Raw genomic sequence first — 20,376 nt, forward strand, 5'->3', positions numbered from 1 at the left:
CGGACATAATTTTTGACTTTCATACCGTAATAGTCTGTAAGCATCTTACTATTGATGCCTATCTATCTGTTTTTCATGAGAATGTAAATTTTAGTAAAATAAGCAATTCTCGTTTTATTCCTATCAATAATTACTTACCGGTGTCAGGAGCCCCTTCTTTTTTAAAATGAAAAATTACCTCAAAAAAATCATATTTATTCTAGCATTTATTTTGCCTCTATTTAATCTGGCTGGTTTCGCCCAACAAACCGAGGTTAAACAGACTGTAATTACAGGGGTGATTACAGATGCTACAGATAAGGATCCAATTCCTTATGTTACAGTTTTGTTCAAGGGAACTGGTATCATCACCAAATCTGATGCAGACGGTAAATTTGTAATTTCTACGCGCGAAACACATACTGAACTTCAGTTTAGCTATGTCGGATATAAATCTTCATTTGTATCAGTTAAGCCAGGCGAGAGTCAGGTAATTAATGTGAAGATGCAGTCTGAATCCCAAAGTCTTTCTGAAGTTGTTATCAGCTCGAATAAACGACCCGCCTACAGAAATAAGAATAATCCGGCAGTTGAACTGATCAGGAAAGTAATTGAAAACAAGAGTAAAAATCAGGGAAAAGCATATGAGCATATTTCATATCAGCAGTATGAACAAATGTCTTTTTCTTTAAGTAATCTTTCTGAGAAGTTTAAAGGTAAAAAACTCTTCAGAAATTATCAGTTCCTTTTTGAAGAGCAGGATTCAACAAAAATCGGCGGTAAACTGACCCTCCCCATTTTCATGGAAGAGAAGTTATCACAAAATTATTTACAGAGAAATCCTGATAAAAAGAAGGTTGTTGTCCTGGGTGATAAGCATGTGAATTATGACAGCAAGTTTATTGATACGAAGGGTATGAGCAAATACTTCGAAAGGATGTATGCCGATATCAATATTTATGATAATAATATCTCTTTGGTCAGCAATCAGTTTTTAAGTCCGATAGCTGATGCATCTCCGACATTCTACAAGTTTTTTATTACAGATACGATCAAGACACATAGCCCACAGCTAATTGAGCTTTCTTTTATTCCAAGAAATAATACAGACCTTTTATTTGAGGGTAAGATCTATATTACCATGGACGGTAATTATGCAGTACAGGACGCATTTCTAACAGTAAACAAAAATATCAACCTGAATTTCGTAAGGGCGCTGGAAGCAAAGCTTGATTTTGATAAGAATCCGGACGGACGTTACCATCTAGCAAAAACAAATCTGATTATTGATTTTGGTATCAGTCAGAATAAAGGGGGTGGTTTTACAGGGCAGAGGACGGTGATTCTAAAAGATTACCAAGTCAATGTTCCGCAACCTGATACGGTATACCAAGGGCCTGCCCATGTTATTGCTCCGAATGCAGAGAAACGTCCAGACCAGTTTTGGAATAACCAAAGAATGGCAGATCCTTCCCTGACTGCAAATATCAATATCTACAAAAACATTGATACGCTGCAGACTATTCCTTCTTTTAAAAGAACTATGGATCTGGTTACGCTGTTATTTGCCGGATACAAAAATTTTGGGCCTTTTGAGATGGGACCAGTTAACACTTTTTATAGTTTTAATAACGTAGAGGGTTTCAGACTTCGTTTAGGGGGCAGAACTACTACTGCGCTCAGTAACCGGTATTTCTTTGAAACTTATGGTGCTTACGGTTTTAAGGATGAGAAATGGAAATATTTCTTAAGTGGTACTTACTCGCTGAACAATAAATCTATATATGCTTTTCCACAGAATTATATTCGCGGTAGCTTCCAGCGGGATACCAAAATACCTGGACAAGAGCTGCAGTTTGTACAGGAAGATAATTTCCTGCTTTCCTTTAAAAGAGGGGAGAACAATATGTTGTTGTATAATGACATTTACAAGGTGGATTATGTGCATGAATTTGAAAACCATTTTTCTTATGCTATTTCTGCGCGTAAGTGGACGCAGCGTCCGGGTGGTTCTTTAATATTCAATAATTTTGATGCAAATAACCTTCATTCTGTTGATCATATCAATACTTCGGAGATCACCGTAAACCTTCGTTACGCTCCTTTTGAGAAATTTTATCAAGGTAAATTATACCGCACTCCGATCATAGACAAATACCCTATTTTCAACTTGCGCTATACAGCAGGTCTGAAAGGTGTTTTGGGGGGTGAATACAATTATCATAACTTGATGGGAAGTATTGACAAGAGGTTTTACCTGTCTCAACTAGGGTATACAGATGTAACTGTTGAAGGTGGTTATTTATTTGGTAAAGTGCCCTTCCCATTGCTGACCATTCACCGGGCTAATCAGACTTATGCTTATCAACTTAATTCGTATAATCTGATGAACTTCCTAGAATTTGTGAGTGATAAATATGCAAGTGTTAATCTGGACCACAATTTTAACGGATTCTTCTTTAATAAAATACCTTTGATCAAAAGATTGAAGTTGCGTGAGGTAGCGTCCATAAAAGTTCTTTATGGTTCTTTACGTGATGAAAACAACCCGAATAAGAATCCTGACTTATTTCAGTTCCCGAAAAATAGTGATGGTGTGACAACCACGCAAAGTCTTGACAGAACACCTTATGTTGAGGGAAGTGTAGGTGTTGGAAATATATTTAAGATTCTTCGTGTGGATATGGTGAAAAGGTTTAATTACCTGAACAATCCTGAAGTCTCGGAATGGGGTATCCGAGCAAGAGTTAAATTTGATTTTTAATCGTTTATAATTACATTCATGATGCCTTCAGCATTAAAAAATAGTTTTTTTCAAGTCATTATCGCGATCTTCTTAATTGGAGGTGGCTTCAATGCATCGGCGCAGGATACCGGCAACCCTTCTCCTCTGAATTTCCCTGTACCAAAGGGAATTGAGAATCAGTTGTTCTACCTGCAGCGTGATCCTAATATTAATACAATCATCTGTGAGCTTAATGTCGGCTCTGATGGAGATGTTATCAAGGATAAACCGGTTTCAGTTTACTGGATCAGGTATGATGAAAAAAAGGAAAAGAAAGATCTCAATATGATTCAACGTAAGTTTGCCTACGGAATCGATTCTAAAGAAATAGGTAAGGATAAATATGAGTTGCGATTTGTTTCACATAAAAAACTTCCAATGTATCTTCAACGCTCCGCTACCGATAAAAAATTTCATGTTTATGTGACAGTAAATCAGAAAAAAATTCAAGTAGAACGCATATTTTTGCGTATCGAAGGTGGTTCATTCTGGCTTCCTAATGTTAAATATGTAGAAATAAAGGGAATCGATACCATAGATAGTTTACCAACAATACAACGAATCAAAATATAATAAGCAGCATGCAAATGCTGGTCTGTTATTAGACCGGCAACATGCCCCGGAACATAAATTAAGCAACAGTTTGTTGCTATGTTCTTATTAAACGCTTAAAATTCAATCACTATGAAAAAGAATTTTATCTCCAACTCTTCCGAATCCATCAGGATGTTTAAAAGTAGCTTTTTAGAAAGCTTATCTAAAGTACATTATTACGTGCCGCTTATCGTTTATATACCTGTAATCAGCTATTTAATCTATTTATCTTTTATAGATGCAAAGATGGATTTTCTGTCTTTCGGACTTTGGTTACTGATAGGTTTGTTTGTCTGGACGATTTCAGAATATATATTACATCGTTTTGTTTTTCACTTTTATCCTAAGTCGGGTATTGGAAAAAGGATACATTTTATATTCCACGGCGTTCATCATGATTATCCGAATGACTCAAAACGACTAGTTATGCCACCTTCAGCAAGTATACCAATGGCACTGGGTCTATATTTTCTATTTCTTTATTTACTTCCAGCAGGAACTATTTATGCTTTCTTTACCGGGTTTTTAATAGGTTATCTGATTTATGACATGGTACATTACGCTCTGCATCATGCTAATTTTAAAAGCAGCTTCTGGAAAAAATTAAAGCAGCATCACATGTTGCACCATTATTCAGATTCGACGAAAGGATACGGAGTAAGTTCAGCTATTTGGGATAAAGTTCTCGGATCAGATTTTGAGAAAAAATAATTTCAGTATTCAGCGGCGGAAGGAATTAATTTTCATTCCGCCTTTCTTTTGTACGGAATGTCTAAATTCGCAGGAAACGAAGAATTTTGTCAAATCCATCTTCCATACGGCTTTCAGAACTTACAAGCAAGGTTCAACAGGTAATTAGCACATCTTTTGATGCAGTGAAATATTGGGTTATAGCCGATGTAACTAATTATACTTACAAAACTGAAAGAAATTTCCACTATTTCGATCTTGTCGAAAAAGATACTCGTTCAGCGGGTATCGTCGCAAGGTTTTCAGCGAGGGCCTGGGGAAATGCAGCCTTAAACATTACTAATTTCGAGCGTGCAACAGGACAGACCTTTAAAAATGATCTCCATGTACTGATTCAGGTAGAAGTTCTATTTAATTCGGTTTATGGTCTTCAGTTAAACGTAGTCGATATAGATACCAATTTTACACTGGGGCATCTTGAGCAACAGCGAAAGGCCACCTTAGAAAGGTTACTCCGGGAAAATCCAGCTTTTATTAGTTTGGCTGAAGGTATTTATCAGACTAGGAATTCAAAATTGACATTCGGTCCGGTAATTCAACGTATTGCGGTAATCAGTTCTGAAACTTCCGCAGGTTACCAGGATTTTAGACATACTTTAGAAAATAATGCATTCGGCTACAAAATAATAATTGACAATTATTTTGCTCTGGTACAGGGGGAGGCAAATGCAAAAGCGTTTCTTGCACGATTAATTACTGTATTTGAATCTGGGATTCCATATGATGCAGTTATATTGATTAGAGGCGGTGGTGCCCAGACCGATTTTCTTCTTTTTGATCAGTACGAGCTAAACCGGGCTATTGCCAAGTTTCCAATACCAGTGATTACAGGTATTGGTCATCAGAAAAACGAGACAATAGCAGATTTAATGGCCCATACTTCTACAAAGACTCCAACTAAGGCTGCTGAATTTATTATTGCACACAACCGGAATTTTGAAGAGACCCTAAAGGCTATACAACAGACTTTGATAATCAAAGCTGCCCAGCTCATGGCAATTCATAAAGACAAATTGAATACGTTGAACCAACAAACTATTCATGCTGCAAAAAAGATGCTTACGCTGGAAGCACATGGACTGTTAAGTTTGTCGCAACGTTTTCTGTCCCAACCGCAGTTAATTCTTTCGGGTAAAAAGCGGGATCTGGAAAATTTCAGGGTCAATCTTGCAGGTTATAGTAAATTATACCTTCAGCATCAGCAGCGTGAAATTGAACACATTAGATCTTTAATGCGGCTGATGAGCCCAGAGAATATACTCAGTAAGGGATTTGCATTATTAAAAGTAAATGGTGAGATTATAAAAGATATGACCCACATTGAAACGGGAACAATAATTGAAGTTATTCTGGCTGATACAGAAATTGAGACAAAAGTACTGACTAAAAAATACAGGCATGGAAAAGAGTATGAATTATGAGCAAGCTTATGCTGAGTTAAGCCAGATTGCCAAGGAAATTGAAACTGAGGCTGTGTCAGTTGACGTCCTGGCTGAACGAGTTAAACGAGCTTCAGAATTGATTAATTTCTGTCAAAAGAAACTAAGAAACACCGAAACAGAGGTTAATAATATTATTAAACAGTTGGAGAATCAACACTTATAAGTTACATTGACGGGCACACATTTAAATTTTAAACCATGTTAGTATACACACCAGAAGAAGAAGAAGTTTTTTTCGATCAGATTGACAAGGTTTATAGTCTTGCTGAAGATGGCTCAACAACAGAAGCAGAAGCCATATTGTTACAATTGGCGGCAGATGTGCCACTCCCCAGGGAAGATAACACCTTGGGCGCAATTCTATTGGAAAGTATCTATGCTTTTTATGAGCAGAAAGGAGATACCGGAATGGCCTTGCCACATTATCTTGCTGAAACTGATTTCCTGCAAGAAAAAATGAAAACTGAAACCGTGAAGAATCCGGTACATTTTGTAACCACAGGAAGCATCCTGGTAGACTTAAACGAGCTTGATAGAGCGAGGGACTATTTTAAAATAGCTTTAAAGCTGGCGAAGAATAAGATATTCAATGACTTTAATCCTGATTTTCTGCACATGGCGTTAATTTCAGATGAAGAATTTGAAGAGTTTAAGCTCACTTATACGTCGCAGGATGATTCAGATGGAGAAGCATTAACTGAAGACATTTTGCAAGAACTGGAAGTTCTGGTTGCGCAGGGTAACGATCTTTTAGAAGAGGGTGACTTTGACGGAGCAATCACCATTTTTCAAAAGGCAATTTCAATATTGCCAGAGCCGGCCGAAACATGGGAAGTATATCCATGGATAGCCGCACCACTGGCAGATGCTTATTTCGGTAAGGGTGAATATACGCTTGCATTGCCATATTTCCAGATAGCAAACGATCTTACTCAAGATGAAGAGCCAGATGCATTTCTGAAAATGCGTCTCGGACAAACATTTTTGGAAACGGGTAATACAGAAGATGCATCAATATATCTTATCAGTGCTTATGAAATGGGCGGTGAAGAAGTCTTTGACGGTGAGGATGAGAAATATTTGAAGCATTTAAAGCTCAAAAATACCTAAACTGTAAATCAAAACTCTGATCAGGATTGAAACTGATCGGCTAATACCGACAATAAGAAAGAGATATCGAATGGCTTGGTAACTACTTCGTCTGCACATATCTCTTTCACCACTGCAATCCGGGGATGAGTTGATAAAACGATTACCGGAATATGTCCGTGCGTGTCTGACTCTTTGATTTGCTTGCAGATAGACGTGCCTTCTTCAGAAGGATTAATAATGTCCAGTAGGATAGCGTCTGGTTTGAATTCGTTCACATATTTAAATACCTCATGATCTGAGCTGATCAGATGTGTGATATAACCTTCGTCTTTTAGTACGATATCTAAAAGTTCAAGGATATCTTTGTTTTTCTCTAATACCAGTATTTTCTTATTCATCAGGTCGATATGAATTTCGCGGGTTCTCCGGGAAATCGACCACAAAGATAAATAACCTTTTATTTAAATTTCATTGTATTTGGTTTATATTATTAGAATCAGCATTAGCGTAAAATATTTTAGCATTTAAAATATTCTCCCTGGAATTTTTATATTTGGTTATAAGAAGATAAAACATGGATAAATTTACTAAACTAAAAGAACTGGCTTCTGCTATTGAGACAGACGTGGAGAAATTTTACAACGCAGGAAACAGCGCCGCTGGCACACGTGTGCGTAAAGCAATGCAGGATCTTAAGGTCCTGGCTCAAGACATTAGAAGTGAAGTGACTGAGAAAAAAAATTCGGTAAAATAATAACGACCAATTCCTGACGAAAGGGGTTTATTGCTATATGAGGGATGCATTTGCATTATTATAAGCATTAAGTCCCTTTTTTAAATTTAGAATAATGAATTATCTGGCAAGCCCCTCAAGGTATACACAAATGCAATATAGACGCTGTGGAAACAGCGGTCTGAAATTACCGGCGATCTCCTTAGGTCTGTGGCACAATTTTGGCCATGTCGACCAACTTTCCAATTCCAGAGACATTCTGCATTTAGCTTTCGACAGCGGAATTACTCACTTTGATCTGGCCAATAATTATGGACCACCTCCCGGTTCTGCTGAAGAGAATTTTGGTAAGATTTTGAATCAGGATTTCAAGTCATACAGAGATGAAATGATTATTTCCAGCAAAGCAGGGTATACGATGTGGGATGGTCCATACGGAGATTGGGGATCAAAAAAGTATTTGGTATCCAGTCTCGATCAGAGCCTGAAGAGAATGAACCTGGATTATGTCGATATATTTTATCACCATAGACCTGACCCTGAAACGCCGCTGGAAGAGACAATGGCTGCACTGGATCTGATTGTAAGACAGGGGAAGGCGCTATACGCAGGTATTTCTAATTACCCTGTTGAACAAGCAAAAAAAGCTTTTCAAATTTTAAAGGAAATGGGCACACCATGTCTGATCCATCAACCTAAATATTCGATGTATGAGAGATGGATTGAAGATGGCCTTATCGATCTTTTAGGAGACGAAGGGGTCGGATGCATACCATTTTCTCCATTGGCTCAGGGATTACTAACTAATAAATATCTTCACGGAATTCCCGAAGACTCAAGAGCTGCAAAATCACATGGTGCTCTTCAGCAGGAACAGATTAGTCCGGAAACCGTTGTCCAACTACACGGATTGAATTCGCTGGCGCAGGAAAGAGGGCAGAGTCTGGCGCAGATGGCGTTATCATGGATATTGAAAGATCAAAGAATTACTTCGGTACTTGTCGGTGCAAGTAAGCCGTCACAATTAGCAGACAGTTTAAAATGCCTGAACAAACTGGACTTCTCAACGTCAGAACTACAGCAAATTGAAGACATCCTTGCCGGTTAGAATATATTCCTGATGGTGATTTCTTTAAAACGGTAAAAGAATTAAGGTTATATGTTGAGGAACCTGTAAATTCGCAGCCATAAGCGCTTCCTGCGGGAATCGCTTGTTTTGAAATAGTATAACATGACGATAGAAGAAAAGATCCAGGCCTCGGAGACGAGGATTTTTAAAGCTGTATTCCCGAATACAACTAATCATTACGATACCTTATTTGGCGGGACTGCCATGCATATGATGGATGAAGTTGCGTTTATTACTGCGACTCGTTTCAGCCGTCAGCGGATGGTTACAGTGAGCAGTGACAGAATAGATTTTAAAAGACCGATTCCTGCAGGTACAATTGTTGAACTGATTGGAACTGTAAGCCATTTGGGTAATACTAGTATGAAAGTTAGGGTAGATATTTATGTGGAGCAGATGTATTCTGAAACCAGGGAAAAGGCGGTAAGTGGAGAGTTTTCCTTTGTTGCTATTGATGAACATAAGAAGCCAACCGCTATTATTAAATAACAAAAAGGGGTGATCAATTTAAATTGATCACCCCTTTTTATTTATTATGCTCCTGATTATAAGCCCAGTTTTTTATTGATAGTAGATGGAATACCTGCTTTATTTAATAGAATAGCAGTGGTTTTGTATTTGACATAGTTTTTAGTTACATATAAATAACCTTTGTAGTCATTTGTAACGCCCCATGAATTTTTAACAATATAGTATTCTTTACCGTTCTGATCTTTTGCAAGTCCGACAATATGCATACCATGGTCATCTGTGGTTTGGTAGTTATCGAAAGCCTGTTGACGCAGTGTTTCAGTAATTTCCATTTCCGGTTTTGGTTCGCTAAACATAGCTTCTTTTTCAGAAGCATTCATTTCTTCGAAAGGTTTTGCCGGTACGTAAGCCACCCCATTTTTATAAGAGAAAGATTTTTCACTGACATCTGTAGCCCAGGCCACTGAATATCCGGTTTTTAACGCGTTATCGATGATGTCTGTAACTTCATTTAGTTTAACGTTATAGACCTGATCAAAAGACCAGTTGTCTGGAACCAACAATGTAAACTTACTATAGTATGGATGTTCCATGAAAGAAGACAACTCTACGTAATCGTCAGGATTGATACCGACAACTTGCTTAGCAAACGTCTGAGGAGTATAAGTTTTACCCTTGTAGTCGAATTTTTCCGGAACTGCACCGAGGTATGTGTCTAATACTGAAGTATACGCTTTTTCCCAGTTCGGAGTAAGCGTACCATTTGGATTCTTAACAACTGCTTCAAGGATTCCTGTAGTGATAGCACCCATTTCAGCAGTCTTGTTTAATTTGGTACCATAGTTCAATCCTGTATAATTTATTTGAGGAACGGCACCATATTTTTTGTACATATTAATTACATCATGCAATGCGCCACCATCACCAAGTGTAACCGCACCATGCATACGTACATAATTTTTACCTTTTTCAACATAAGCATTTCTGGCGGTAAATAACTGTGATAAAGCTACTGGTTCCTTGCCCATTCTCAACATTTCAGATTCAATGAAAGAATTTGTTGAATAGCTCCAGCAGGTACCTGATGAACCTTGATTTTGCACAGGAGTATTTTCTAAATTAAGTACTTCCGTAAACTTGAAGCCAGAAGTACTGTTGGCGGATTGATTGTTTTTTAATGAATTCACCAGGTTGTCCTGGGCAAATCCAAACGATGTGCTGAATAACATACCAGAGGCTAAAACCCATGGTTTAATCGATAATTTTGTCATTTGTGTGTGTTGTTTTGAATTATCACTTTAGTTTCGCAACTTTATTGCGTTTAACCGAAAGAGGTGGGCAATGTACATTTTTTGTCCATAAATGAAAAAAAAACACGGGGAAAAAATTCTGCCGGATTGGTTTAAATAAACTATAATTCCATAATCACATCAATTATATGAAAGCGAAAGAAGTTACTTTACTTACCGGATTTTTAGGTGCAGGTAAGACCACATTATTAAATGCGGTAATTGAACATTTTAAAGAAACGCGCTTTGCGATTATTGAAAATGAAATCGGGGAGGAGAGTATAGATGCAGGATTAATTGTTAAAGGCGAAGATGATATCATGGAGCTCAATAATGGCTGCCTTTGCTGTTCCCTGAATGATAACTTGTACGATTTGCTAAATAGTCTTTGGGATAGAAAAGATAGCTGGGATCACCTTATTATTGAAGCCACTGGTATTGCTGATCCGGCTAATATTGCTCATCCTTTTCTGACCATGGATCAGGTTAAAAGAGGCTATGATCTTAAAAGGGTGATTTGTATAGTTGATGCCGAACTTATTGAAGATCAACTTAAAGATCATGAAGAAGCTATTCGTCAAATAGCATTCAGTGATGTGATACTATTGAATAAAACCGGGCAGGTTAGTGACGCTTATTTAAAGGAATTACAAGGCATACTGAAAACCATTAATCCATTTGCCGAAACATTGGTTGCTGCAGGCAGAGATTTTCAGATCCGGAAAATGTTTGCGAGAGAGCGATATGCCAATTTCTACAGCAATCCGAAACCGGTGTGGAGTCCGAAAGGGATGTTGAATTTAACCGGAGCCACTCTCCCTGCCGGAAAGACGCTCCTCGCAGTCTCGGGTCAGCATAACAAACATGAGCATAGCGATATTGAAACAATACTTGTTAAATATAAGGAAAGTATGGATGCTGAACAGCTGGAACATCGGATGATGGTTTTTTTGATTCTCCAGTCCGCTAATGTATACCGTATTAAGGGCGTGATTTATAGCAGAGATTTTCAAAGTCGTTTGATTTTACAGACTGTTGGTAAATCACTGTCGATCACGCTTGGTGATCTTTGGATGCCTGAGGAAATAAAAGAAAGTAAGATTGTTGTGATCGGAAAAAATCTAAAGATTTATGGGTTTGATAAGTTATTTAGAACATGCCTTCATACGGGTAGTGAGAATACTGCACATTGATTTCCAAATTCTGCTTAAAAGTGTAAATTGGCTGCATGTTTCGTCAAATTAAACCGCTCTTTCTTGCTGCCTTTATATGGCAGACCTGTATAATTCCCCAGACTGTCAGTGCTCAAGTGCCGGTTGCTGGCGTCAGCAGGTCGCTGGCTGTTTACAGAAAGTCTGTTCTATCTGCCGTAAAATATAAACTTGCTCTGGATATCCCAACAGAAAAGTCTGCTCCTATTCGGGCCAGGCAGGAAATAACATTTAATTCAGGTAAAATAGATCAGACGCTGCAGCTAGATTTCAAAGCTGATGCTAAAGTGATTAGTTTATTGGAAGTTAACGGTAAAAAAGTGCCTGTTAAACTGGTAAATGAACATCTACTCATCGGTCCGGATCTGATAAAGAATGGAGAAAATCATATTAAGGTGAATTTCATCGCCGGCAATGGCGCTCTGAACAGAAACGCAGATTACCTTTACACACTATTCGTTCCTGACCGTGCAAGATCGGCTTTTCCGTGCTTTGATCAGCCTGATATCAAGGCGACTTATTTACTTCAGCTTACAGTTCCATCCAGTTGGCATGCAATTGCTAATGCAACGCAGGAATACGTAAGGGAAGAAAACGGAAGGAAAATATATCAGTTCCGGGAGTCAGATCTATTAAGCACATATCTTTTTGCTTTTGCTGCAGGAAAGTTCCATTTATATAAAGGCAACCTACAGGGGAAAAATGCAGATCTCTTGTATCGAGAGACTGACACAGCTAAATTAACACCAAGCCTGCCTGCTATTTATGCAATACATGAGCAGAGTCTCAAATTTTTTGAGGAATGGACTGGTATTCCGTATCCATTCCAAAAATTCGGTATGAGTGCAATTCCAGAATTTCAGTTCGGGGGTATGGAACATCCCGGGTCAATTCATTATAAAGAGTCTAGTTTATTTCTCGATCGTACAGCATCTAGAGATCAATTAAATACCAGAACGAATTTGATCGCACATGAAACTGCACATATGTGGTTTGGTGATCTGGTTACGATGGATTGGTTTTCAGATGTATGGATGAAAGAAGTATTTGCCAACTTTATGGCTGATAAGAGTACTGTAGAGCCTAATAATAAAGCCGAATCCGATCAGAAGTTTTTAATCAGCCATGTGCCGGCCGCTTATGCTGTTGATCGTACACCGGGTGCAAATCCAATAAGACAGGAACTGGATAACCTGAATGAAGCTGGCACGCTCTACGGTAATATAATTTATCATAAGGCCCCGGTTATGATGAAACAGCTGGAAAGTCTGATGGGAGAATCTGCATTTCAGTCAGGAGTGAGGGAGTATCTTAGGAGGTTTTCTAATAGTAATGCCTCTTGGCCGGATCTTATCCGGATTCTTGACAGCCATACTTCAGCTGATCTTATTAAATGGAATAGTGTCTGGGTGAATGATAATGGCAGACCGGTAGTTACATATAAGCTTGAACAGAAAGGAGGCTTGATATCCAGGTTTACCGTCAGTCAGCATGCAGAGCAAGGTAAGGACAGGAATTGGCCGCAACAATTCAAAATAACCCTGTATTATCAGGACCGTATTAAGGAACTTCCTGTAAATCTTATTGGAAAAGACGTAGTTATAACAGCGGCGGAAGGACTTCAAGCACCTTTATATATGATCTTTAATACAGGAGGAGAAGGTTATGGAAGAATGCCTGTTGACCCCGCACTCCCCGTTCATATTTATGATGTTAAAGATCCATTAAGCAGAGCGAGTGCTTATATCGGTCTTTATGAACAAATGCTAAGTGGAGAAAGTATACGTCCTGAAGAATTGCTCGAGCTCTATAAAAAGGGCTTACTTGTTGAAAATGACGAATTAAATCTAAAATTAATCTGTACGTATATAGGTCAGCTTTACTGGCAGTTCAGTAAAGCTGACTTGCGTATTGCAATTGCACCTTCCCTGGAAATGCAGATCTGGACTGCGCTTTTGCAAAACAAATTCACGAATCAGAGAAAACAACTTTTTAAATTATACCAGGATATATTTTTAAGCCGGGAAGCTAAAAGCCGGTTGTATCAGATTTGGAAAGAACAACTCGCACCAGAGGGGGTTATCCTAACGGAAGATGATTATACAAGCCTGGCGCTGGCCTTGGCAATCAGAGATGATGCATCTAAAGATATTTTGAGGCTCCAGAATCTGCGGATTACAAACACTGATAGAAAAGAGCGTTTTGAGATGATTATGCCAGCTGCATCTTCTGATTTGCAGGAGAGAGACCTTTTTTTTAATAGTTTAAAGCAAATTTCGGGCAGGGCTAAAGAATCTACCGTACTCACAGCTTTATACTACCTGCATCACCCTTTAAGACAGGAAAGTAGTGTGCATTATCTAATGCAGAGCCTTGAGATGCTTGTAGAAATACAAAAAACAGGAGATATTTTCTTCCCTCAATCGTGGCTGCAGGCCAGTTTTGGAATGTATAGCTCAGTTGAGGCGGCGAATATTGTAGAAGAGTTTCTTAAGCTACATCCGGGTTATTCTCCAAAACTCAAAGCAAAGATTCTTCAGGCTACTGATAATTTGTTCAGGGCAAGAAAACTAGATAAACAATAGAGTTTATAAATTATGGGCCAGAAATTACTTCGACTTATATTTTTTGGTAATTATTTTGTTGGCCTGCTGGCTATAGCCCTTACTATAGAATCGACACTTCAGCTAGGTCTTCCATTTAATTCTGCCGCATATTACCTTCTGGTTTTTCTAGCCCCAATAATCTACTACACATACGCTTATATGGGGGTGTCAATTTCTGCTGATACATCAAACCCGAGAACCTTATGGTATGCCTCACATATCAAACAAGTACGTCTTACCCAGCAGATTCTTTTGCTGATCTGCAGTATTGTTGCATTATATCTCGGTATTCATAATATAAAAGGAATACTCGCATTACCGGTAGGATACTGGATCGGAGCCGGGCTGATTGGGTTGGTAGCTATTCTGTATTATGGCATGCTGCCATTGTTCTCTTTCAATCTTAATTTGCGCAATACCGGTTTATTGAAACCATTTGTCATCGGACTGGTCTGGGCGGCTACAGCAAATTTTTTTCCTTTGCTTATGCTTAAAATTGAAACTGGTACAGCTATCGGAGGAAGCTCACTCTGGTACTTTCTGTTTGTTAAGAACTGGATGTTTTGTACTGTGAATGCGATTATGTTTGATATGAAGGATTATGCAATTGATTATAATAACCAACTTAAAACGTTTGTAGTAAGAATTGGGTTGCAGAGAACGGTTAATCAGGTGCTTATTCCTCTGTTGCTGACCGGTGTTGTTTCTTTGGTAATTTTCGCAGGTTACAGGCATTTTCCGGTTGGAAGATTACTTTTTAATCTTTTGCCTTTTCTGCTGACCATAGTCGTTGCTTACTCCATGAATATGCGAAAGCAGATTTTCTATTATTTGATTGTAATTGATGGTTTGATTCTGATTAAAGCGATATGTGGTATTACCTCAATGCTCTTATTTAAATAAATACCGGAATGAATAACAACTACGATTTGATTGCGAAGATTTATGACCCCCTGAGCAGGCTCGTGTTTCGTAAATCACAGCTTAAAGCGCAAACCGATCAGCTTAAATATATCTCATCCGGTAATAATTTATTAATTGCGGGAGGTGGAACGGGTTGGATACTGGAGGAGATCAGTAAAATTTATCCCGCTGGCCTGCAAATTACTTATCTGGAAATATCTGCCGAAATGATCCGGATGGCGCGTGAAAGGGATACAGGTGAGAATCAGGTAACCTATATTCATGCCGGAGCAGCAGATTTTCAAGCAGGTCGTAAGTATGATGTGATACTCACTGGCTTTTTGTTCGATAATTTTCAGTCAGCGGAGGCAATGCAGGTATTCACCCAATTTGATAAAATGATAGCACCGGAAGGATATTGGCTTTATACGGACTTTCAATCTGATATTTCGAAGCAGACGTGGTGGCAGAAAATATTACTCAAAACAATGTATGTTTTTTTTAATTTGGTTTCCGGCGTGAAGGCCAAAAAAGTTCCGGATCTTTCCAGTGATTTTCAGTGTGCTGGTTATCAGATAGTAAACAGCAAGGTTTATTATAATGGCTTTATTCAGGCAGTATCGTTCCGGAAAACACCAAAAAGTTAATCAAACAATCAATTATTTGAATATCATAAGAATTGATTTGAAATTCATATTTTCAAAAGCAGGTTCATACGATACATTTGCCCTGCAACCATTTGTTAATGCGAAAGATCCTAATTTATGCGACCGAAAGCTATATTCTTCTCCATACTTTTCTCTACAACCCTATTATGTAGCCAATTTAATTATGTTCAGGCACAGACGCTGCAGTTAAAAGAAGCCATTGACATGGCTGTCAATAATTATGGAACTCTGAAAGCTAAAAAAAGTTATGCACTTGCTTCCAAAGAAACAGTAAGACAAAATAAGACAGAATATCTCCCTAACCTCAGTCTGGCTGCGCAACAGGACTATGGAACGATTAATGGCCAAAATGGGCCTCTATCTGTTTTAGGTGGGTTAAATGCAGCTTCATCGGGGCCGGCGCTGGATCGCCAGAACTGGAATGCCGCATTCGGAGCTTTATATCTGACTAATGTGAATTGGGACTTTTATACTTTCGGCAGAATACGGGAAAAGGTGAAAGCTGCCAGAGCGGTACAAAGAAGGGATGAAGATGATCTTAATCAGGAAATATTTCAACACGAGGTCAGGGTTTCTTCCGCTTATTTAAACCTGCTTGCAGCACAAAGACTTACACGTTCTCAGCGAAATAACCTCGAAAGAGCAATAATCTTTAAGGATAATGCAGTTTTAAGAGCTAAAAATGGATTAATCGCTGGTGTAGACACTTCGCTGGCGAAGGCTGAAGTATCGAATGCCAGGATTGCTTTGACAAAATCCATTGATCTGGAGCAACAACAGGCTAATCAGTTAGGAGTTTTGATTGGTAAAAATGCGACATCATTTATATTAGATACAGCCTCCGTTAACCATTTACCGAAATCCTTTATTGTGCAGGATACTACTGCCAACCTTACCGGTCATCCTGTACTCAGGTTTTATAAAGACAGGGTAGAAGTGAGCAACCAGCAGGTAAACTATCTGCGCAGATTAAGTTATCCGAGTATCTCGATGATAGGTGTGTTTCAGGGAAGGGGATCTGGGTTTTCCAGTAATTATGCACTTGACCAGTCCGACTTCACCAAAAAATATTCAGATGGTGTTAATCCAACCCGGGCAAACTATCTCATCGGAGTGGGCATAACCTGGAACCTGACCAGTATTCTTCGGAATTCGCCTCAAGTTAAAGCGCAGCGTTTCATCAGCAGGGGACTGCAGGATGAGTACGAACTTGCAGGGCAGCAGTTGCAGGCACAACTTTTATTAGCGGAGACTAAAATAAAAAATGCGATGGACAACTATCAGGAGGCGCCGGTGCAAGTTAAAGCAGCAAGTGATGCTTACTTGCAGAAAAGTACATTATATAAGAATGGATTAACCACACTTGTGGATCTTACCCAGGCTTTATATACACTAAACAGAGCGGAAACAGACCGGGATATTGCCTACACTAACGTCTGGCAGGCTTTGTTGCTCAAATCGGCAGCAAGCGGTGATTTTAATCTGTTTATCAATGAATTTTAAGCCCTTTACCCTATGAATCTTATCCGTTTCGCACTGCGCAAACCAATTTCAATCCTGGTATTTGTAGCAGGACTGCTTTTCTTCGGGATCAGTGCAATGACCAGTATTAAGGTAGATATTTTACCTAAAATGAATTTACCGGTTATTTACATTGCCCATCCTTTCGGGGGTTATACGCCGAACCAGATGGAATCCTATTTTGGTAAGGCCTATGTAAATATTCTGCTTTTCGCCAACGGTATTAAAAGTATTGAGACCAAAAACACACAGGGTCTGATGCTCATGAAACTTACCTATTATGAAGGTACGAATATGGCGCAGGCTGCGTCTGAGTTAAGTGCATTATCGAACAGGGCACAGGCAATTTTTCCAGCCGGTTCACAGCCACCTTTTGTAATTCGTTTTGATGCTTCGTCGCTACCTGTTGGACAATTGGTCCTTAGCAGTAAAATAAGATCGAATAATGAGTTGCAGGATCTGGCTAACACTACCGTACGGGCATCCTTTACTCAAATACCCGGATTATTATCTCCCGCTCCGTTCGGAGGTAGTCCAAGAACTGTAGAGATTAATGTAAATCCGGGCTTAATGCAGTCCCATAACCTTACCGTAGAGCAAATAGTTGAAGCTATTAAGCTTAACAATCAAACTGCACCTTCAGGAAACGTGAGAATTGGTGATAAAAACTATATTACACCAACCAATTATACCATTGAGAAGATCAAAGAATTTGAAGATATTCCATTGTTCAAAGGAGGAGTACAGAATCTTTATCTGAAGGATGTAGCCACCGTAAAAGACGGTGCGGATATTACCTCCGGATATGCTTTAATTAACGGTAAACGATCTGTTTATCTCAGTATTGCGAAGTCAGGAGATGCCTCTACATGGGATGTGGTTAAAAATCTTAAAGCGCACCTTCCGCAGATACAAAACACCTTACCGGAGGATGTTCAGCTATCTTATGAATTTGATCAGTCTGTCTATGTAATTAATGCTGTGAAGAGTCTGATCAGCGAAGGGGCGATAGGAGCCATATTAACCGGCTTAATGGTATTACTGTTCCTTGGTGATAAAAGAGCGGCATTAATTGTTATTTTAACCATCCCGACTTCAATTATTGCCGGTGTATTATTCCTGAAATTATTTGGGCAGACGATTAATATCATGTCGTTATCCGGTCTGGCCCTTGCAATCGGTATTCTTGTCGACGAGTCCACTGTTACCATTGAGAATATTCACCAGCATTTCGATATGGGAAAACCGAAGGCGCAGGCAATCTGGGATGCCTGTAAGGAAATCGCTTTCCCTAAATTATTGATTCTGCTTTGTATTCTTGCTGTATTTGCTCCTGCATTTACTATGTCAGGTATACCAGGTGCACTGTTTTTACCTTTAGCATTAGCCATTGGTTTCTCTATGGTAATTTCTTTTTTGCTTTCCCAGACTTTTGTTCCGGTTATGGCGAACTGGTTGATGATAGCCAAACCACATGCACATGAAAATGCCAAGAAAACCAGGTTTGACCGCTTTAGGGATGCGTTTATGAGAATGCTGGAAACCCTATTCAAATATGCTAAACCAGCAGTTTTAATTTATTTGGTTGTCGCTATCGGCTCTGCAGCACTTCTGTTATCTTTTATTGGAAGAGACGTATTGCCAAAGGTAAATTCAAGCCAGTTTCAGCTTCGGATGCGTTTAGCTGACGGAACCAGGCTCGAGAGAACCGAAGAAAAAGCTAATTTGTTACTTAAAGAGTTAAAGAATATGGTCGGAGAAGAACATGTGGCAATTTCTTCGGTCTATATAGGTCAGCATCCTGCCCAGTTCTCAGTAAATCCGATTTATCTGTTTATGGGAGGACCGCATGAGGCAGTATTCCAGATTACATTGAAAGATATGCACGTTGACATGGACGAATTGAAAGACAAACTCCGTGTACAGATTCAGAAAGTGATTCCGGGCGTTAAATTATCATTTGAGCCGATCGAATTAACAGATAAAGTACTAAGTCAGGGTTCACCTACACCTGTCGAGGTGAGGATTACCGGCAAAAATAAGGAACTTAACAGGACGTATGCAGAAAAAATAAGCAACGCATTAAATCAAGTAAATTATATGCGCGATGTGCAGATTGCACAGCCGATTGACTATCCTTCACTGAACATTAAAATCGACCGTACACGTGCAGCACAGCTTGGTGTCGATTTAAATGATATTTCTAAATCATTAATTGCCACAACTTCGTCTTCCAGATATACAGATAAAAATACTTGGGTAGATGAAAAAATAGGGCTTTCTTACAGTGTACAGGTACAGGTACCCTTTAATCAGCTAAAGTCTAAATCGGATCTGGAAGCTATACCACTATTAAAAAATTCGAGTAGACCAGTGTTAGGGGATGTAGCTTCTATTGAGTCCGGGTTAACCTATGGCGAAAACGACAATCTTGGTTCGACACCGTTTTTGTCTGTTACTGCTAATCTGAATGACAAAGATCTTGGATCAGCTAATAAAGACGTCGCGAAAGCTATTTCAAGCCTTGGAGAGCTTCCACGGGGATTGCTTGTTGAACAGGTTGGTCTTGGAAAGGTTTTGGACGAAACCTTAAGCAGCCTCCAATCCGGTTTGTTGGTCGCGATCGCTGTGATCTTCCTGATGCTTTCGGCCAACTATCAGTCTTTCCGTGTACCGTTAGTAATCCTGGCAACTGTTCCTGCCGTTATACTGGGGGCGTTGCTTTTACTGACAGTTACCGGTTCTACATTGAATCTGCAGTCCTATATGGGAATTATCATGTCAGTAGGTGTGTCTATCGCTAATGCAGTGTTGCTTATTACCAATGCAGAAGAATTGCGCAGGCAACACGGAAATGCATTGGATGCTGCCAGAACTGCAGCAGGAGTGAGGTTAAGACCAATTATTATGACGAGCATTGCAATGATTGCTGGTATGTTACCAATGGCAATTGGCCATGGCGAAGGTGGTGACCAGGTTTCACCTTTGGGACGTGCAGTTATCGGAGGATTGATTGCTTCCACTTTTGCTGTTTTAATTATCCTTCCCCTGGTATTTGCGTGGGTTCAGGGAAAACAATCCACTACTTCATTGTCTCTGGATCCGGAGGATGAAGAGAGTTTACATTATAATCCAATTGCTATATCTAAGCGTGAATCAGAACATGAATAAATCAGCCTATAAAAACTTAAAATTATACAGCG

The 20,376-nt window shown here is 39.1% G+C and carries 17 protein-coding genes; 15 read left to right on the plus strand and 2 right to left on the minus strand.

Annotated features, from left to right (window positions below):
* Window positions 1-166: 166 nt before the first annotated feature.
* The 6 genes from BLR53_RS05865 to BLR53_RS05890 all read left to right on the plus strand — a co-directional run bounded on the left by BLR53_RS05865 (window position 167) and on the right by BLR53_RS05890 (window position 6,660).
* Window positions 167-2,743, plus strand: a complete 2,577-nt coding sequence (locus BLR53_RS05865) for a DUF5686 and carboxypeptidase-like regulatory domain-containing protein (RefSeq protein ID WP_074587967.1) — start codon at window positions 167-169, stop codon at window positions 2,741-2,743.
* Window positions 2,744-2,761: 18 nt separating this feature from the next.
* Window positions 2,762-3,337 (plus strand): DUF4833 domain-containing protein, encoded by a 576-nt coding sequence (locus BLR53_RS05870; protein ID WP_074587969.1) that lies wholly within the window; start codon window positions 2,762-2,764, stop codon window positions 3,335-3,337.
* A gap of 111 nt (window positions 3,338-3,448) precedes the next feature.
* On the plus strand, window positions 3,449-4,069 hold the full coding sequence (locus tag BLR53_RS05875) for a sterol desaturase family protein (protein WP_037441575.1): 621 nt from the start codon (window positions 3,449-3,451) through the stop codon (window positions 4,067-4,069).
* Window positions 4,070-4,155: 86 nt separating this feature from the next.
* The gene (xseA, locus tag BLR53_RS05880; protein ID WP_244889456.1) at window positions 4,156-5,529 is read left to right on the plus strand and encodes an exodeoxyribonuclease VII large subunit; all 1,374 of its coding nucleotides are present in this window, start codon (window positions 4,156-4,158) and stop codon (window positions 5,527-5,529) included.
* On the plus strand, window positions 5,507-5,713 hold the full coding sequence (xseB, locus tag BLR53_RS05885) for an exodeoxyribonuclease VII small subunit (protein WP_037441570.1): 207 nt from the start codon (window positions 5,507-5,509) through the stop codon (window positions 5,711-5,713). Before xseA ends, xseB begins: the two co-directional genes overlap by 23 nt.
* Before the next feature lie 35 nt (window positions 5,714-5,748).
* A complete protein-coding gene (locus BLR53_RS05890; RefSeq protein WP_074587972.1) occupies window positions 5,749-6,660 on the plus strand; it encodes a tetratricopeptide repeat protein in 912 nt (303 codons plus the stop codon).
* 20 nt (window positions 6,661-6,680) lie between these two features.
* Here the strand turns inward: BLR53_RS05890 and BLR53_RS05895 are convergent, their stop codons facing one another.
* Window positions 6,681-7,040, minus strand: coding sequence for a response regulator transcription factor (locus BLR53_RS05895; protein WP_037441603.1), 360 nt, complete (start codon window positions 7,038-7,040; stop codon window positions 6,681-6,683).
* Window positions 7,041-7,216: 176 nt separating this feature from the next.
* On the opposite strand from BLR53_RS05895, the gene BLR53_RS05900 reads away from it, so the two are divergent.
* The 3 genes from BLR53_RS05900 (at window position 7,217) to BLR53_RS05910 (ending at window position 8,993) form a co-directional block, all read left to right on the plus strand.
* Entirely contained in the window at window positions 7,217-7,396 is a 180-nt protein-coding gene (locus BLR53_RS05900; protein WP_037441566.1) for a histone H1, read from the plus strand.
* 94 nt (window positions 7,397-7,490) lie between these two features.
* Entirely contained in the window at window positions 7,491-8,483 is a 993-nt protein-coding gene (gene mgrA, locus BLR53_RS05905) for an L-glyceraldehyde 3-phosphate reductase (RefSeq protein WP_074587974.1), read from the plus strand.
* A gap of 123 nt (window positions 8,484-8,606) precedes the next feature.
* The gene (locus BLR53_RS05910; protein ID WP_037441561.1) at window positions 8,607-8,993 is read left to right on the plus strand and encodes an acyl-CoA thioesterase; all 387 of its coding nucleotides are present in this window, start codon (window positions 8,607-8,609) and stop codon (window positions 8,991-8,993) included.
* 56 nt (window positions 8,994-9,049) lie between these two features.
* On the opposite strand, the gene BLR53_RS05915 is transcribed toward BLR53_RS05910, so the two are convergent.
* A complete protein-coding gene (locus tag BLR53_RS05915) occupies window positions 9,050-10,246 on the minus strand; it encodes a C1 family peptidase (RefSeq protein ID WP_074587976.1) in 1,197 nt (398 codons plus the stop codon).
* 167 nt (window positions 10,247-10,413) lie between these two features.
* Between BLR53_RS05915 and BLR53_RS05920 the strand changes: the two genes are divergently transcribed.
* The 6 genes from BLR53_RS05920 (at window position 10,414) to BLR53_RS05945 (ending at window position 20,344) form a co-directional block, all read left to right on the plus strand.
* Window positions 10,414-11,457 carry a CobW family GTP-binding protein gene (locus BLR53_RS05920; protein WP_074587979.1) on the plus strand — a complete coding sequence of 348 codons (1,044 nt, stop codon included), beginning with the start codon at window positions 10,414-10,416 and terminating at the stop codon, window positions 11,455-11,457.
* A gap of 35 nt (window positions 11,458-11,492) precedes the next feature.
* Window positions 11,493-14,060 carry a M1 family metallopeptidase gene (locus BLR53_RS05925; RefSeq protein ID WP_074587982.1) on the plus strand — a complete coding sequence of 856 codons (2,568 nt, stop codon included), beginning with the start codon at window positions 11,493-11,495 and terminating at the stop codon, window positions 14,058-14,060.
* 12 nt (window positions 14,061-14,072) lie between these two features.
* Window positions 14,073-14,984: a UbiA prenyltransferase family protein gene (locus BLR53_RS05930; protein ID WP_074587984.1), complete on the plus strand. Its 912-nt coding sequence runs from the start codon at window positions 14,073-14,075 to the stop codon at window positions 14,982-14,984.
* Window positions 14,985-14,992: 8 nt separating this feature from the next.
* Window positions 14,993-15,631: a class I SAM-dependent methyltransferase gene (locus tag BLR53_RS05935; RefSeq protein WP_074587986.1), complete on the plus strand. Its 639-nt coding sequence runs from the start codon at window positions 14,993-14,995 to the stop codon at window positions 15,629-15,631.
* A gap of 117 nt (window positions 15,632-15,748) precedes the next feature.
* A complete protein-coding gene (locus BLR53_RS05940; protein ID WP_051759680.1) occupies window positions 15,749-17,155 on the plus strand; it encodes a TolC family protein in 1,407 nt (468 codons plus the stop codon).
* A 12-nt stretch (window positions 17,156-17,167) separates the two neighbouring features.
* The gene (locus tag BLR53_RS05945; protein ID WP_074587988.1) at window positions 17,168-20,344 is read left to right on the plus strand and encodes an efflux RND transporter permease subunit; all 3,177 of its coding nucleotides are present in this window, start codon (window positions 17,168-17,170) and stop codon (window positions 20,342-20,344) included.
* Window positions 20,345-20,376: the final 32 nt, after the last annotated feature.

The sequence above is a fragment of the Pedobacter antarcticus genome (assembly GCF_900103515.1).
GTDB lineage: Bacteria > Bacteroidota > Bacteroidia > Sphingobacteriales > Sphingobacteriaceae > Pedobacter > Pedobacter antarcticus.

What these genes read in the sequence shown, in the direction of transcription:
- BLR53_RS05945 (WP_074587988.1), top strand. Translation starts at nt 17,168, where the DNA reads ATGAATCTTATCCGTTTCGCACTGCGCAAACCAATTTCAATCCTGGTA.
- BLR53_RS05870 (WP_074587969.1), top strand. Translation starts at nt 2,762, where the DNA reads ATGATGCCTTCAGCATTAAAAAATAGTTTTTTTCAAGTCATTATCGCG.
- BLR53_RS05940 (WP_051759680.1), top strand. Translation starts at nt 15,749, where the DNA reads ATGCGACCGAAAGCTATATTCTTCTCCATACTTTTCTCTACAACCCTA.
- mgrA (WP_074587974.1), top strand. Translation starts at nt 7,491, where the DNA reads ATGAATTATCTGGCAAGCCCCTCAAGGTATACACAAATGCAATATAGA.
- BLR53_RS05920 (WP_074587979.1), top strand. Translation starts at nt 10,414, where the DNA reads ATGAAAGCGAAAGAAGTTACTTTACTTACCGGATTTTTAGGTGCAGGT.
- xseB (WP_037441570.1), top strand. Translation starts at nt 5,507, where the DNA reads ATGGAAAAGAGTATGAATTATGAGCAAGCTTATGCTGAGTTAAGCCAG.
- BLR53_RS05900 (WP_037441566.1), top strand. Translation starts at nt 7,217, where the DNA reads ATGGATAAATTTACTAAACTAAAAGAACTGGCTTCTGCTATTGAGACA.
- BLR53_RS05910 (WP_037441561.1), top strand. Translation starts at nt 8,607, where the DNA reads ATGACGATAGAAGAAAAGATCCAGGCCTCGGAGACGAGGATTTTTAAA.
- BLR53_RS05925 (WP_074587982.1), top strand. Translation starts at nt 11,493, where the DNA reads ATGTTTCGTCAAATTAAACCGCTCTTTCTTGCTGCCTTTATATGGCAG.
- BLR53_RS05890 (WP_074587972.1), top strand. Translation starts at nt 5,749, where the DNA reads ATGTTAGTATACACACCAGAAGAAGAAGAAGTTTTTTTCGATCAGATT.
- BLR53_RS05875 (WP_037441575.1), top strand. Translation starts at nt 3,449, where the DNA reads ATGAAAAAGAATTTTATCTCCAACTCTTCCGAATCCATCAGGATGTTT.
- BLR53_RS05915 (WP_074587976.1), bottom strand. Translation starts at nt 10,246, where the DNA reads ATGACAAAATTATCGATTAAACCATGGGTTTTAGCCTCTGGTATGTTA.
- BLR53_RS05935 (WP_074587986.1), top strand. Translation starts at nt 14,993, where the DNA reads ATGAATAACAACTACGATTTGATTGCGAAGATTTATGACCCCCTGAGC.
- BLR53_RS05930 (WP_074587984.1), top strand. Translation starts at nt 14,073, where the DNA reads ATGGGCCAGAAATTACTTCGACTTATATTTTTTGGTAATTATTTTGTT.
- BLR53_RS05895 (WP_037441603.1), bottom strand. Translation starts at nt 7,040, where the DNA reads ATGAATAAGAAAATACTGGTATTAGAGAAAAACAAAGATATCCTTGAA.
- BLR53_RS05865 (WP_074587967.1), top strand. Translation starts at nt 167, where the DNA reads ATGAAAAATTACCTCAAAAAAATCATATTTATTCTAGCATTTATTTTG.